This window comes from uncultured Nostoc sp., from assembly GCF_937863485.1.
Lineage (GTDB): Bacteria > Cyanobacteriota > Cyanobacteriia > Cyanobacteriales > Nostocaceae > Nostoc.
Genome location: NZ_CALMFY010000217.1, coordinates 51,114 through 66,340, shown reverse-complemented (window position 1 = coordinate 66,340; position 15,227 = coordinate 51,114). Strand labels below are relative to the sequence as shown.

Annotated in this window: 13 protein-coding genes and 4 pseudogenes; 5 read left to right on the top strand and 12 right to left on the bottom strand. The window is 41.3% G+C overall.

Annotated features, from left to right (window positions below):
* Together Q0541_RS29730 and Q0541_RS29725 are read left to right on the top strand one after the other, a co-directional pair.
* Positions 1-205, top strand: a pseudogene (locus Q0541_RS29730) (hypothetical protein); the annotation flags it as partial.
* 241 nt (positions 206-446) lie between these two features.
* Positions 447-722, top strand: a pseudogene (locus Q0541_RS29725) (ISKra4 family transposase); the annotation flags it as partial.
* 41 nt (positions 723-763) lie between these two features.
* Here Q0541_RS29725 and Q0541_RS29720 read toward each other — a convergent pair.
* The 4 genes from Q0541_RS29720 to Q0541_RS29705 all read right to left on the bottom strand — a co-directional run bounded on the left by Q0541_RS29720 (position 764) and on the right by Q0541_RS29705 (position 3,893).
* Positions 764-1,387 carry a hypothetical protein gene (locus Q0541_RS29720; protein ID WP_298919694.1) on the bottom strand — a complete coding sequence of 208 codons (624 nt, stop codon included), beginning with the start codon at positions 1,385-1,387 and terminating at the stop codon, positions 764-766.
* A 496-nt stretch (positions 1,388-1,883) separates the two neighbouring features.
* Positions 1,884-2,213 carry an MgPME-cyclase complex family protein gene (locus Q0541_RS29715; RefSeq protein WP_273763962.1) on the bottom strand — a complete coding sequence of 110 codons (330 nt, stop codon included), beginning with the start codon at positions 2,211-2,213 and terminating at the stop codon, positions 1,884-1,886.
* A gap of 63 nt (positions 2,214-2,276) precedes the next feature.
* Positions 2,277-2,996, bottom strand: a complete 720-nt coding sequence (locus Q0541_RS29710) for a SnoaL-like polyketide cyclase (protein ID WP_298919690.1) — start codon at positions 2,994-2,996, stop codon at positions 2,277-2,279.
* A gap of 171 nt (positions 2,997-3,167) precedes the next feature.
* Complete coding sequence (locus tag Q0541_RS29705) at positions 3,168-3,893, bottom strand: pyridoxine 5'-phosphate synthase (RefSeq protein ID WP_298919688.1); 726 nt, start codon at positions 3,891-3,893, stop codon at positions 3,168-3,170.
* 918 nt (positions 3,894-4,811) lie between these two features.
* Between Q0541_RS29705 and Q0541_RS29700 the strand changes: the two genes are divergently transcribed.
* Positions 4,812-5,450, top strand: a complete 639-nt coding sequence (locus tag Q0541_RS29700; protein WP_298919686.1) for a Uma2 family endonuclease — start codon at positions 4,812-4,814, stop codon at positions 5,448-5,450.
* Positions 5,451-6,006: 556 nt separating this feature from the next.
* Here the strand turns inward: Q0541_RS29700 and Q0541_RS29695 are convergent.
* The 6 genes from Q0541_RS29695 to Q0541_RS29670 all read right to left on the bottom strand — a co-directional run bounded on the left by Q0541_RS29695 (position 6,007) and on the right by Q0541_RS29670 (position 10,628).
* Positions 6,007-6,975 (bottom strand): caspase family protein, encoded by a 969-nt coding sequence (locus Q0541_RS29695; protein ID WP_298919684.1) that lies wholly within the window; start codon positions 6,973-6,975, stop codon positions 6,007-6,009.
* Between the two features lie 130 nt (positions 6,976-7,105).
* The gene (locus tag Q0541_RS29690; protein WP_366941941.1) at positions 7,106-7,393 is read right to left on the bottom strand and encodes a hypothetical protein; all 288 of its coding nucleotides are present in this window, start codon (positions 7,391-7,393) and stop codon (positions 7,106-7,108) included.
* Between the two features lie 360 nt (positions 7,394-7,753).
* Positions 7,754-9,439, bottom strand: a complete 1,686-nt coding sequence (gene ilvD / locus Q0541_RS29685) for a dihydroxy-acid dehydratase (protein ID WP_298919682.1) — start codon at positions 9,437-9,439, stop codon at positions 7,754-7,756.
* Between the two features lie 199 nt (positions 9,440-9,638).
* The gene (locus Q0541_RS29680) at positions 9,639-9,911 is read right to left on the bottom strand and encodes a hypothetical protein (RefSeq protein WP_298919680.1); all 273 of its coding nucleotides are present in this window, start codon (positions 9,909-9,911) and stop codon (positions 9,639-9,641) included.
* A gap of 215 nt (positions 9,912-10,126) precedes the next feature.
* On the bottom strand, positions 10,127-10,345 hold the full coding sequence (locus Q0541_RS29675) for a hypothetical protein (RefSeq protein WP_298919678.1): 219 nt from the start codon (positions 10,343-10,345) through the stop codon (positions 10,127-10,129).
* The gene (locus tag Q0541_RS29670; RefSeq protein WP_298919675.1) at positions 10,308-10,628 is read right to left on the bottom strand and encodes a hypothetical protein; all 321 of its coding nucleotides are present in this window, start codon (positions 10,626-10,628) and stop codon (positions 10,308-10,310) included. The genes Q0541_RS29675 and Q0541_RS29670 overlap by 38 nt, the downstream gene beginning before the upstream one ends.
* 608 nt (positions 10,629-11,236) lie before the next feature.
* Between Q0541_RS29670 and Q0541_RS29665 the strand changes: the two are divergent.
* Positions 11,237-11,335 (top strand): annotated as a pseudogene (locus Q0541_RS29665) (IS5/IS1182 family transposase); the annotation flags it as partial.
* Positions 11,336-11,809: 474 nt separating this feature from the next.
* On the opposite strand, the gene Q0541_RS29660 reads toward Q0541_RS29665, so the two are convergent.
* Positions 11,810-12,556, bottom strand: coding sequence for a hypothetical protein (locus tag Q0541_RS29660; protein ID WP_298919673.1), 747 nt, complete (start codon positions 12,554-12,556; stop codon positions 11,810-11,812).
* A gap of 823 nt (positions 12,557-13,379) precedes the next feature.
* A pseudogene (locus tag Q0541_RS29655) lies at positions 13,380-14,180 on the bottom strand (MFS transporter); the annotation flags it as partial.
* Between the two features lie 790 nt (positions 14,181-14,970).
* Here Q0541_RS29655 and Q0541_RS29650 point away from each other — a divergent pair.
* Positions 14,971-15,227: general stress protein (locus Q0541_RS29650; protein WP_366941940.1), on the top strand; the 257-nt coding region annotated here is incomplete at its 3' end.

The following is a 15,227-nucleotide window of genomic DNA, read 5'->3' as shown; positions in this document are numbered from 1 at the left end:
AACATTGTATCGGGATGCATTGGCATTGCAGGGGAACGCATTAACATTGTATCGGGATGCATTGGCATTGCAGGGGAACGCATTAACATTGTATCGGAATGCATTGGCATTGCAGAGGGACACATTAACATTGTATCGGGATGTATTAGCATTGCAAGGTATTGCCAAATTTAGTTCGCTCCGAATTAATCAAATGTTGTACTAAGTAAATACAAGTATTTAGGCAAAGCTGGGACGACAGAACATATTAATGTAATTATGTCTGTTTTCAGACGTTCTATTTGGAATGAGATACAGAAAATAATTCATACCCTTGATGATTGCCTGTTAAACATTAGTTCTGGATCTGAGCAAGAAGAAGAAGAACTAAAAGATTAAATTCCTATATTATTCGCGATAAATACTCGCGAATAACATGGATTCTTTTATTTTTCCCAAATAGGGATGTTCCCGCTACTGGCGTGATTGAGGGTGCAATTCGTTACTTAATTAAAGACAAAATGAATATTACTGGCGCTCGATGGAGTATTGAAGGTGCTGAAGCTATTTTACGTCTTCGTTCTCTCCATGTTAGTAGTGATTGGAATGAACATTGGGGCTTTCATTTACTGCAAGAACGTCAACGTCATCATCTGGCTTTACATCAAGGTGGCATTCCTTTACTCAAAGATGTCATTCAAACCCGTTGTTCTACTCCACTACCAATAGCGTTGGTTGCTTGACTACATCTTCTTAAAAAAGTCGCACCCCAAACTTAATATCACTACAACCGCACAGTTGAGCGCAGCAGAATCACCTTACGACTATCTACTATACTTGCAATAAAACCGCCATTGTTCAGCTTTTGCAATGTGTTGTATGCTTCAGTTTGGTTAGTGGTATAAACTGCCAACAAGTAAGGGCGTTGTCCGTAAGAAACAAAACCTACGTTACCTCTCACTACTTGCTGCACACTATTTACTAGTTCTGGACGATTGTAATAATCTACCAGCACTGCATAACCCTCTCCTAAGGCTTGAGGATTATAGTTAACTCTCTGCTGAGGTGGCTGTTGCTGTGCCTGAACATTTGGCGTTGTTGGTCGAGTCGTAATTATGGCAGACAAGCCAACAATATTGCTGACATATCTCGCCCAACGATTGGCATCGTCAATTTTGTTAAAGCCCCCTACTCGCGTCACAGTTTCGTTGAGATATTTGCAAGTAATGGTCTTCAGTTGAGGTGGTAAGGCACTACGTAACTGCTTTTGATTATTTGCTGTGGGACTGACTACTAATAAAAGATACTCACCCGCATTTGGTGGTTGACAAAGGGGAATGGTTTGTTGAGCAAAGACAGAACTCATGCAACCAATCAACCCTGCGTAAGCGAAGGTCGTCGTAGACATCGCTAATCCTAAAACACTTGGTAAAGTCTGAAATCTATGCACAAAAGTTAGATTATGTAAATCAAGGTGTCCTAGAAGATTTTATAAGAAAAAAGCTGAAAACCCAGTTACTTCAGTATGGGGATGAAAGGAGTGTAAAAAAATATATTTTGTTATGTGCAAATAAAATAGGGAGTGGGAGATGAGGGGGACGAGGGAGATAAAGGAGAATTTACTCCCCCTTCTCCCTTGTATCTTTTCCATACCCCATGCCCAATGACGCCAGTTGCTTCTCCTAAGAGAGACGCTGCGCGTAGCAAGATCCCCGTAGGGGTACAACGGATAGCGTCCCTTGCGCGTCTCTAAGAGTTGCGGTAGCGAGTCTTCTGCCAAAAGCAGACGATGCCGGGCAACGAGCGTCGGGAACCTCCCAACGAGATAAGCCAGTCGCCTTCGGCGAGAAACCCGCCGGAGAGCGCTGGACTCACCGCAACGCACTAGCTCCCTAATGCCCAGATTAGGAAACAGTAGCAAGCGATGCCAAGGCATCGGGTATTGTTTCAGAAGGAGCCTGAAATTCTCCAGTGATGACGTACTCTAAACGCAATTTTAACCAAGTAATAAACTGGGGATTAGTGGAAATAATTGCTACTGCTGGTTGGGGACATTTCGCCTTTAGCTCTGTAAACTGCGGTGTTTCCAAGAAAGCTGGTTGCTGAACCAACCAAAAATCTATTTGTTTTTCTTGTTCGTGGTAATGACGGGTGCGCTCTTTGATAACTTCGTGTATCGGTTCTTCTTGGAGAAGAAAGCGTTGACTGGCCAAAACGTAATAGTATGTTTGCATTTTCATCCTTTGGTTACTATCTAAATAATTTAAGGGCACAGTCCTGCACTGTACCCTTACAAACTAACTTTTTTGGAATTTCTTGAACCAAGAACTGAACGGACAAGCACTTCGCTGGTTTTCAGGATTTGTTTGTTTGCCACCAGATGTTAGGTTTTCCAAGAACAGACTATTGTCAAAGTAGTGTTCTAAGGAAACAATCTTCAAGTCATCGCTAACTTTTGCAATGCTCATGCCGATAATTTCTATCGTCTCTCCAGTCGGTACATGGCCTTTATATTCTCCGTTAAAATGTCCCCAATGCCGCCACTTGAATGTCACATTTGGTGGCCCTGAGAAAACTTCCACCACTTCCCAAGGAAATCCTTGGGGAAATGTTGTGTGAAAGAGTTTTCCGGATGATTCAAAGGTTTCTTCTGAAGCCTTGTAATGTTCTGAATCAGCCATAAACAAATTGTAAGTACCTTGGGCTGATACATCTGCTGCTGTGTACTCTACTCCACCATTGGTACTCACACGAAACTTGTCATTCACGATAGACAACCACTCTTGCGGGTTTGCTTTGAAGGATACTTCCATCTCGAAGGTTCGTACTAAGTTTTGCACGATCGCTTCCAGTGTACCTTCAAGGTGATTGTAGTTACTTTCTTGAGCGAGATTCTCGTTTGAACGGGAATAATCAGGCGGTGTCTGATCGCGCCACTCGACATCAGTGCTTTCTGCTATCACCTTATCTCTATCCTGTACCCAAAGCGGCAGGTTGTTAGACTGTGTTGCGCTCATAGAAGTTTTTGCTGAAGATTTGATCCCAATTTCTAGATTTCGCAGTGACAACCCCTCTTTTAAGACAGGTTATAGGGGAGCAGGGGGAGAAGAATTTTAGATTTTAGATTTTGGATTTTAGATTGAAATTTAATCCAAAATCTTCAATCCAAAATCCAAAATTGAATTGCCCTATGCCCCATCCCCTCGGATAGCTTGTTTCATCTCGCGGACTGCCCTTTCCATACCTACTAATGCTGCCCGACTGATAATGGTATGACCAATGTTGAGTTCTTCCATACCTGGAAGCGCAGCCACCGGATAGACGTTCCAGTAGGTCAGTCCATGTCCAGCGTTGACTCGCAATCCAGCTTGAATCGCTTGTTCACATCCTTTAGCTAATATGGCTAATTCTCGCTGGCGATTTGTTTCATCCTTAGCCTCAGCATATTGTCCAGTGTGCAATTCAATAAACCGCGCCTGTAGCTTGACAGATGCTTCAATTTGTGCTGATTCTGCATCGATAAATAAACTAACTGGAATGTTAGCGCTTTGCAATTTATCAACTATCTCACCTATTCTAGCAAGTTGCCCGACGATATTTAGTCCGCCTTCTGTTGTAACTTCTTCTCGCTTTTCCGGGACTAAAGTCACGTAATCTGGTTTGATATCAAGAGCGATCGCTAGCATTTCATCTGTAGGGGCCATTTCTAAATTAAGATGCGATCGCACTGTTTGCCGCAACAGTAGCACATCCCGATCTTGGATATGCCGCCGATCTTCGCGCAGATGCACCGTAATTCCATCTGCACCCGCTAATTCTGCCAGCACCGCCGCCGCCACGGGGTCTGGTTCCACCGTCCGCCGTGCTTGCCGAATGGTGGCGATGTGGTCAATGTTAACGCCAAGTGTAGCCACCCCAAATTTCTCCCAAATCCACAGTCCTCAGAACTTGATTTTACCGGAAATAGCGGCAGTTATGCTTGAGAGCTAAAAACACATCACACACGTTAGGGACTTCCAAAAAATAAAACATTCCCCCAGAGATAATGATAATCACTAGGAAGGGGAGACGGAGGCAACCCCTTTTTTCTTTGTGATAATGATTATTTTATCTTCCCTGTATTTTGTTTTTTCTGGAATAATTTATTTTTTGTCAGTCTCTTAATATTCGGCGGTACTTCCCGGTGTTGGAGAACGACTAGAAACAAGCTGCAAAAACTAGCTAGTAGGCGTAGCAAATAGCATTTATGGTCAGACCACCTTAAAACCAGTATTGATGCAATTTTTTAAGGGTTTCCAAATCAATTGGATATCCAGAATTTGAGCCAATTACACTGTCTATCCCGCATTTGGGACAAAGTACAGTTGCGCCCCAATCACAGTACTGACAAATTTCTTTAGGAGCAAAAATACTTAGGCAGTAGTAACATCCAGCTTTTTCACTTACTTCGATTTATTCTCTATTATGGAGTATTGACTTGCTAATTTTATATCCATAATTAATTTACTACTTAGCGTTACTAACCGTTGAAAGTTAGCTTGAAACCATTATACTACAACTTGTCATTTAGGAAAATTGCAGATAATACTAAGAGAGTCTGGAACTATTAAAGTTGATTTTACCCCAAAACGTGGCACAGAGTTTACTATCTGTATTCCTTTGAAAATTAAAAAGTAAAAATTGTGAAAAACCTTGAAACTACTAAAGATTATGTCAATGATTTTTTGGCTAATTTCTACACTCATGTTCAAAGGCGATATACTTTAAGAAAGTTGATTTGTAAATTCAATCTACTGGATATAACAGCTATTACATCAACTCTCTGAGGTGATATGTTTTTAAAACTGCAACAAATTATCGTCAAACCTGGTCAACAAATGTTACTCCAAGATATTAGTTGGCAGCAGTTAGAAAATATTTTAGAAGAAATGGGAGAAAAGCGTGCCGCACGTATTTCTTATAGTCATGGCTGGTTAGAAATTATGGTTCCCCTACCAGAACACGAAAAAGATAAAGAATATATTGGTGAGTTAGTAAGAGTTTTATTGGACAAACTCCAAATTGATTTTGAGCCTTTTGGTTCCACAACACTTAAAAATGAGCGAATGCGTCAAGCAGTAGAACCAGATACCAGTTTTTATATTCGAAATCAAGCTGCTATAATTGGAAAAAATCGCATTGATTTAAATATAGATCCACCACCAGATTTAGCAATCGAAATTGATATTACTTCTCGGACTCGATTTGAGAATTATGAAATTTTAGGAGTTCCTGAACTTTGGCGACATACACAACAAGGTTTAGAAATTTATTTGTTAAAAGAAGAAAAATATATAAAATCTGAATTTAGTCCTAATTTTCCTGATATTCCAATTGTTGAATTAGTCAATGAATATGTTCAACAGTGTTTAACAATTGGGAGAAGTCAAGCTATGCGTAATTTTCGAGATTGGGTAAAGAATAATTTATAACCATTTGTAATTCGTACCTCTTAATTCCAGAAGTTCTCAGCAGATTATGATAGAAATTTAAGGCTTTTTGAGAAAGGCGATCACTATTTTGAAACATTACAATAAACAAGTGCGATCGCTATTTTGAAACATTACAATAAACAAGTGCGATCACCACCATTAAACTAGTTTCTGTTACTTCTATATTTAATTATAATCGCACTGTTTGTCTCACAAAGTGCATATCTTAGTCAAAATAAAAGTGTAGGAAAAACATTTAAGGTTTCCACATAATAATACCAAACCAAATCAAAAGACTGCTTGGAATTAATAATATAAAAAAAACTCCTCCATTACCAATCAAAAGTGCGCCAAGTGCGTTGATTACAAAAAGTGCGCCAACGAAAAAGAAAAACATAGCAATTATCGGTTTATGAGTTTTTGGTGTTGTTACTTGATGAGATGAGGACGACTCTGGCTGAGAGGGTATTTCTACACGATGCTGTGGCTGTACTTGTGGTGGAAGAAATGGAAAATGCCAAGCAGATACAGGCTGAGTTTTTAATGCCTCTTTGCTTTAGATTACTTTTACCTCAATAGGTGCTATGTCTTCATCTCTAAGTTCTAAAATTTCCTGATAACGTCGCAAATCATTGCGAGTGTAGTCACTCAAAGTCGGTTCGCGCCCAATCGCATCAACCAATGCTTGCTCATATTCCTGCAATTTTTGTTGATACTCTCGATAAGGTTTTAAAACCTCAGTTTCGATTGGAGCAGTTTCTTCAGGGAGCAACCCCAAATTCTGATGTAGAGCATCTAATATTCTGCGACCAATAATCGAAATCTCGCCTCTACTGGCATAAATTTCTACTTCTTTGCGATACTTGAGTTTTGGATCACCAATTGGTGCTTTAGACAACAGGATTTTGAATCCTTCTTTGAAAGCATAGATTTCTGGTTTCATGGCGGGAGCCGCGTCTTGAACTTTCTTTTTGGCGTACTCATGCAACTCATCAACCGAAACTGCACCATCATTATCTAAATCTGCGGCACCTGTTTCAATACCCTCAATGAGATAACGAGTATAAGTCGAAAGATTGTCTCCTTGTTGCTGGAAAGAATACTGAATCGAAGTGGAAGAGGCCAGGACAACTCGCCTCTCTCCGCCAAGTTGTGTCTCGATATCAACAGAACCGTCATCTTTAGCTGACCAGCCTTGGGCGAACGCTCCACTAAAGCAACAGTCAAGAATGATTACCTGACGCTTGCATCGGCTATCGTTCATGATGTTATGAATGAAACTGGCTGGAACAGAGGTTGATTTGATAATTTGTCCTTGAGGATTTTTACGGGTTAAGCAAGTGGCGAGGTAAAGATTGCCGCTCTCATCTTTAATGGCATGACCGGAGAAGTAAAATACTACAAGGTCGTCTTTTTGACGATCGCTAAACAGAGTCTCGATCGCTTCCTGCATTTTTTGAGGATCGGGATTCTCCAGTTTTTGGATATCTGTTTGGGCAAAATCACCCATTTCTGGATGCTGCAAAACTTTGGCGATCGCTTACATATCCTTTACTGAAGCTGGTAATGGGTTAAGACCAGGCTCATAATCACTAATTCCTATTAGGAGTGCTACCTTCGTCATGTCCCTATCCTCTTTGCTGGTATGGCATTTTTCAGCTTGCTGCTACAAACTTTTGCGCTGCTGCGATCGCAGTCATTAGTTCTTGCTGGGTGCTGGCTTTAACCTTGAGTTTTTTACCGTTAGCCTCAACTTCTAACTCAATGGTTTTGTTACCGAGGCGCTCGCCCAAAAATCCCAATACTTTCTTAAAATTGGCAATACTCACATCAGCCTGCAACACACCCAGTAGGAAACCTCCAAACGCCTTTGAACCCTTGGGTGTTTCTGCAACTGCTACAAGTTCAGCACTTTCTACATCTAAGTCTCTAATTTCTCGCAAGAGATTTCGTGTTTCCCGCTCTTGCTCCTCTGCATCTAAATCTGGATTATCAAGAGCGATCGTCAGTTTGACGTTAGATTGAGAACTTATTTTGTACCCTTTCGGTTTTTTAGCAGTTGAGTGTCAAGTATATTTGCGTGATTTCTCTATTGACATCATAACTGCTATGTAAATTTCCTGAAATTTCTCAATATTTTTACAAAAATTCATAAAATTTAGCACGACTTAGGCAGTGAAAACCTCAAACCTCGTTCGCGTAGCGTGCGCTTCGTGCATTCCCCTTAAAATGCAGGAGAATTAAAAGCCCCCAATTTATCGGGGGTTGGGGGCTTTTTTGTGCGTAAGTTTTATTTAGCTCATTTAAAACAAGTCCAAATCTGTTACAGCACCAATACTGCTAGAAGATACCAATTTGGCATATTTCGCCAACACGCCTTTAGTGTAACGCGGAGCGGGAGGTTGCCAGTTGGCACGACGACGAGCCAATTCTTCTTCAGATATATTCAACTGCAATAAACGAGCGGGTGCATCAATAGTAATACTATCGCCTTCTTCTACAAGAGCGATCGCACCACCAACTGCCGCTTCTGGCGCAACATGACCAACCACCATGCCGTAAGTACCGCCAGAAAAGCGTCCGTCGGTAATGAATCCCACCGCATCACCCAAACCAGCACCGATAATTGCTGAGGTGGGAGCCAACATTTCTCGCATCCCAGGACCGCCTTTAGGCCCTTCGTAGCGGATGACTAAAATATCACCAGGTTGAATTTTACCCGCCAAAATTGCATTTAAAGAGGCTTCTTCCGATTCAAATACTCGTGCGGGGCCAGTAATTACTGGTTTTTTAACCCCGGTAATTTTGGCAACAGCCCCATCCGTTGCCAAATTACCTCTGAGGATGGCTAAATGCCCTTGGGGATACATTGGGTTATTCCAAGGACGAATAACATCTTGGTGGGTGGATGGTTCTTCTGGTATATCTGCTAATATCTCTGCAATCGTTTGACCACTGATGGTGAGGCTATCACTATGTAACAAGCCATGCACAAGTAGCATCTTCATTACTTGCGGAATGCCACCAGCTTTGTGCAAATCTGTAGCTACATATTTACCACTGGGTTTTAAATCACACAAAACGGGAACGCGGGCGCGGATAGTTTCAAAGTCGTCTATAGTTAACTCTACATCAGCGGCGCGGGCGATCGCTAATAAATGCAACACTGCATTCGTCGAACCACCCACTGCCATAATCACAGAAATGGCATTCTCTATAGATTTGCGGGTGATAATTCGGCGGGGTAAGATTTGTTTCCGAATCGCTTCAACTAACACAAACGCTGATTTTTCCGTGCTGTCGGCTTTTTCGGCATCTTCCGCCGCCATTGTCGAGGAATAAGGCAAACTCATCCCCATCGCCTCGAAAGCTGAAGACATGGTGTTAGCTGTGAACATTCCCCCACATGAACCAGCACCAGGACAAGCACGGCTTTCAACTTCTAATAATTCTTTGTCATCAATCTTCCCAGCACTATATTGACCAACAGCTTCAAAAGAACTAACAACAGTTAAATCGCGTCCGTTGTAGTGACCGGGTTTAATTGTGCCACCGTAAACAAAGATAGCGGGGATATTCATCCGGGCGATCGCCAGCATTGCCCCGGGCATATTTTTATCACAACCACCAATAGCTAGTACACCATCCATACTTTGTCCAGTACAAGCGGTTTCAATGGAATCGGCAATGACTTCCCGCGACACTAGGGAATATTTCATCCCTTCAGTTCCCATTGAAATCCCATCGCTAATGGTAATTGTGCCGAACACTTGCGGCATCGCCCCGGCGGTTTTAATCCCAACCTCTGCCCTTTGTGCCAGTTGATTGATCCCCATATTACAGGGAGTGATCGTACTGTAGCCATTGGCAATGCCCACAATGGCTTTATTGAAATCTTCATCTTTAAAACCAACTGCACGCAGCATAGCTCGATTAGGCGATCGCTGCACCCCTTGCGTTACAACTTGGCTTCTCAAATTCTCTGACATCTTTTTTCCTTCCGTGCCTCGTCGCTTGTATTGCGATTGTATTACCTAATTTTCTCATGTATATGTGGCGCGTTCAAACAACTATAAAAGGGAGAGGTAAGTTTAGCTTGCCTCTCCCCGCGACTATTAAATTATCAGAATGCCTAGTGCATTTCTTGTTAAAAGATAATGTCGCTTGCCACTAATTGTGGTGTTCCTGCTAACCTAATCTCAAAGTCAGCCGACAGATTCTGATCAGTATTACCTTGGAGAATGCGCCAGCCCCAATGAAACTGAAGGCTTGGTTGCCCCCTAGAGTGGAGTTGGCGTCGATGGTAGATAAATCTATTTGATCACCTGGCAAGTTACCGTTTCCAACAAAGTCAGTGATAACACGCCGTGAAAGACCAGGTTGAGTCTTAAAAACTGAGTTGAAATCGAAAACATCGTTACCAGATCCTCCAGTCAGAACATCAGTCAGAATGTCAGTCACAACATTCAGATCATCACTATATGTACTGAAACTATCGCTGCCATACGCGGTGCGATCAAGCTTGAATGAAGGGGAAAGGGAACTCAGAAAAACACCCCTAAGAGCAGGCTCTTAGGGGAGCAAAAGTGTAGCTTTTGCGGGGTGGAGTTCTAGGGAGAACCATGAGTGATTCATCTAACTTGATATTAAACCTCGATTGTTAGATTCTGATTAAATTAAACGATAATGTCGCTTGCCACTAGTGCTGGTGCTCCTACGAGTTGAATCTCTAACTCGGCGAAAATATCAAAATCGGTATTAGCTTGAAGAATGCCTCCTGAATAATGCACCTGAGCGATTCCGGAGAATGCAGCGCTGCCAATGAAAGTGAAAGCTTGGTTGCCATCGAAAATGAAGTTATATAGCGTCAATCGCAGATAGATCGATTTGGTCACCTGCAAAGATACCGTTTCCAGCGAAGTCAGTGATCACATCCCGTGGGAAACCAGGTTGACTATCAGAAAGTGAGTTGAAAACGAAAACATCGTTACCCAATCCTCCAGTAAGGCTATCAGTCCCACTACCGCCGTTCAGGGTATCGTTACCATCTAACCCGGAGAGGAAATTGTTGCCACTGTTGCCGTTGATGACGTTGTTTTTGGCATTACCTGTACCCTTAATCGCTGCAATCCCTGTCAAAGTCAGGTTCTCTAGGTTAGTGCTCAGAGTATAGCTCACAGAAGACTGTACGGTGTCTACACCGCCCAAAGTATCACAAAATACCTCGGTAGCGACATCAGAAACGTTGTCTACAATGTAGAGGTCATCGTTGTCACGCTTTTTCGGGGCTTTATGACTTCCTGTGAAAAATCAGGTCATTTCCTCACGAGGAAATGACGAAATCAGCTGAATGTAACCTGATATTAACAGGTCTTTGTCGTCAAGTCTAAAGATTTGAGAAGCACTGCATATATCAATGATGTTGGCATCAAAAATTGTGCAAGCAATCATGTTTTATCCTTGCGCCTGATGTCTTCGCTGATTCAAAGACCAGGCTGCTAGGCAAGAAGCAAATTTTATCGGATGCAGATGTAACTATAGATGTCTTAAGACGTTTTTAATCTATATCGAAATCACAAAGTCATGATAGTACCGCTCAGGGTACTTTTTTATTTATCAGAAAAAGTTAATATACCAAAAACTTTTGCGATCGCCATAACCTCAATATTTTTATTTATAAAGTATATTAATATACTTTATAATTGATGATTGCATATGCATGGTGTTTCACAGTGGTCGTTGCCACCTGTTGTGTAAAAGTCTGTCCAATAGCTAAACTGAGATACTTGCCAGAAAAAAAGCAATTATTGCAGGGGCAACCTCCTGAGTCCATTGTTATTGATGTAACAGAAATTCCAATTGAACATCCTCGGCACGCACAGCGTTCATTGGACCTCTTGCAAAAGTCCCTTTCGGGATACGATGAGAACTGGTAAAAAGTGATCACACACTTAGACACAGGCGATCGCTACCGGATAATCATAAGGTAAGTTTATAATGCACTCAAAAGTCAAATATCTCAAACCAGTAGAATTTCAACGCTTCTGGGGTGTAAAACCTGAGACATTTGAGCAGATGGTTGAAGTAGTCCGCCACCACAGCTAACAAAAACAGAAACCAGGGCGACGAGGAAAAATCAGTTTGTCAGACCAAGTATTGATGATTATCAAAAGAATGGAGAAATAATTTGTACAGCACACTCTCAAGGGAAAACTCATGATTTCCGATTGTTTAAAGAAAGCAAGCTCTCTTTAAATAAAAACATTAGATTTCTTGTATAAATCAAAAACAAGAACCCCACTCTTAAGAGCTTGCTCTTAGGAGTGGGGTGTTAAAGACTTTTGTAAGAGTCTATTAAATTAAAGGATAAAGTCCTGTCCCACTACTAATGGTGATCCTATAAGCCGAGCCTCAAACTCAGGCGACCGATCCGCATCAGTACTAGCTTGGAGAATACCTCCTGAATAACGGAGCTGACCAGGTGCGGAAAATGCGGCAGCCCCAATGAAAGTGAAGGCTTGATTGCCCAGTTTAGTGGAGTCGGCGTCGATAGTAGATAGATCGATTTGGTCACCTGGCAACTTACCGTTTCCTACAAAGTCAGTGATCAGATCCCGTCCAACAACAGCACTATCTGAAACTGAGCTGAACTTGAAAACATCGTTACCTGCTCCTCCAGTGAGAATATCAGTCCCAGTACCGCCAGCGAGTGTGTCGTTGCCAGCACCGCCAGTGAGAATATCGTTGCCAGCACCACCACTAAGGATATCGTTGCCATTTTCGCCAAAGAGGGTATCCTTGCCACTACCAGCGTTAAGGATATCGTTGCCATTACCACCTTTAACGGTATTGTTGCCATTGCCGGCGTTAATGATATCGTTGCCAATACCAGTATTAATGACATCGTTGCCATTACCAGTATTAATGACATCGTTGCCATTACTGCCGTTAATGTTTTGGTTACCACCAGTAGCGTTAATGATTTTGTTACCATTAGTGGTGACCTGGATATTGCCGCCACTGCTGGTCAATATCTTGTTCAAGTCAACAGGCTTGATGTTGATTAAATTAGTTAAATCTAAATCAGTGATGTTGATAATTGCCATAATGAGCTTCTCCTAAGCTTAGAGGGGAAAAAAATTACCTCGTCACTTCCCCATGAGAAAACGGCGTTGCTGATTAAGAGTATGAATTTCGTTTCCCCCAAAGGCGCAAAGGAAACAGTTTCAAACATTAAATTTTTGAATTTCACACTTTTATTCAGCAACGCCGAGAAAACAAGGTGGACAAATAACGAGTGGGAAGATATAACTGAACTACACCTGATTGGAACAGGTCTTTGCTGTTAAGTCTGAAGACTTGAGAAGATTTCAGAAGGACTGGATGTATTGACAATGTTGGCATCAAAATAGTGCCAAGAGTCATGTTATATCCTTGTGCCTTATGTATTCAATGGTTCCAGTAGTAGGCTGCTAGGGAACAAGCAGATTTTCTCCTACGGAATTGCATATGTTTTTGGACGTTTTTACTGTATATCATGAATCACAAGACTATGATATAACCCTCAAGCGTACTTTTTTCTATGTATAAGAAAGAATAATTAACTTTGATATTTTACTCTGATGAGAGTAAAATATGAAATCCTTAGATTAAGATCGGGTTTTTTAATCTATATCTGAATAACAAGGTCGTGATAGTAAGTAGGTTGGTGGGGAAAAACTAAACCATCTAAAGGTATTTAAAAGAGCAACTAAGCTTAATTCAAGCATATTTAATAATTTTTACAAAACTTTACATAGTCACTTTTAATAGCACCAACCTACTTACTCTCTGGGATAGTTTGTTTTATTTATAAAAAAAAGTGGCATTCATTTGTAAAGACTGAATGCCACTTTGTATTTGATCAAAATTCCTGATGATAGAGATATTTTACCCAGGTAGAGTTATGCCAGTGACAGCGATCGCATCGGCGAGCGCACTGGCTGCAAGGGAAGTCAATGCTGTCCTAAATAACCACAAAGCAGCACTTGCAACGGTTTTTTTGGTTTCTTTAGCTTGCTTTTTAGCTTGCTTTTGGATCGCTTTCAGGCGTTTTTGTGTTTCTTGCTGGATGCGTTCGGCTCGTTGCAATACGCCATCCCGGGCCGTTTCTATTTGATCGATAATCCGATTAGCATCCGCCTCAGAAATATCCTCACGAGAACTGATGACAGCAACTAAGGTGTCACGATCAAATTCACTGAGGCGATCGCGCAACGCTTCAAATCCAGCTTGCGGATCGTCGAATACTTTAGCAAAGTCTTGCTTAATCCCTTCATAGTTGAGTTCTGAACGATCCAGGGAGTTGAGATAGTTGCGAACTTTGGCAAAAATCCCATCCAGCACTGATTGCAATTTTTCTTGGATCTGCTGGAATTGTTCGACAATCGAACTGCGAACAGACTCAGTTTGATCCACAATTCGGTTAGCTTCCTCTTCTGAGATATCTTCTCGCCCAGATAGCAGCGCCACAATTGTCGAACGGTCAAATTTGGAGGCGCGATCGTTTAAATTACCAATTCCAGCCCGGGGAGAAGACAGCAGCAATTGCAAATCGCGTTTGATTGCTTCTGGGTTGAGTTCTTCTTTGTTGGTATTACGCAGATATTCTTCGAGATTGGCTTCAAAATCTAAAGCTACTTGAGTGGTACGTTTTGCTAAACGTCGTGGCGCTCTAACTATGTCACCAATCAGCAGGTTTGAAATGGGTCTGGTACAGTACCAGATGATAAAGGCACAACAATGTTATTGGTGTCAACTTAATATAAAAGTTAGTGCTAATAAGCGTTCTCCAGTTGCTTTCATCCCCTAACCCCGAATCCTCAGTTAGAATTCGGGGAACTTACCGGGTAAGCTTTTCCTGTGGCAAACCCTCACCCATTGAAAATGTTGGGGAGACGTGAGGGCAAAACCTTAAAATAAAGCAGATTTTTCCTTAAGCTTTCACTGATGCATAGCTGTGTTTTGTACCACATACTGCATTTAATCAATAGTTGTGTAATATACATGTAGTTAATTTTACAAACAAAGTTCTTATATAAAAAATCAAAAATTTTTGAGAAATAAAATTTTTTAATATTTTTTTTATAAAAAATATATTTGATACAGGTAAATTTTTACTTATTTTTAGTCTTTAGATAAAATCACCTATGTCTCATGATAGAGATAAAAATTCTTCCAAGCGATTGATGAAAAGGAAACATAAACATGTATTAATAAGGGTTATTGTCCAATGGCACTAAAAAAAACGTAAATCCTTAAATATGGTTTATTTTTGGCTGTAAGGGTCTAAAGGAATAGGGGTTGCACGGTCAAATACTAGCACGTGAAATCTAAGATCCGAGCCAGTCAGTGGGTGCTAGCCTCTGGCCTACACCTAGCCCTAACAGGGGTTTGATCCTTTCTTAGTGACATTCGCGTTATTACCAGCTATAAATTTGTTTGTAAGTAAATAATTGATTTTTCCTGAGGAGAAAAAATAATGGTTGTAGGTGTACATAAACGTGGTGTAGGTGTATTTTCTAATCGTCGAGATGTTGAACATGCCCTACATGATTTGAAAAATACTGGCTTTGACATGGATAGAGTCTCTGTTATTACGCAGGATGGAGACAAAGATGATATTGCTGGCGCTGAAGTGAGCGATCGCGTCGGTGACAAATCTGACGAAGGTGCTAAAGTTGGAGCAGTTACAGGCACTGCTTTGGGCGGATTGACTGGCTTATTAGTTGGTCTTGG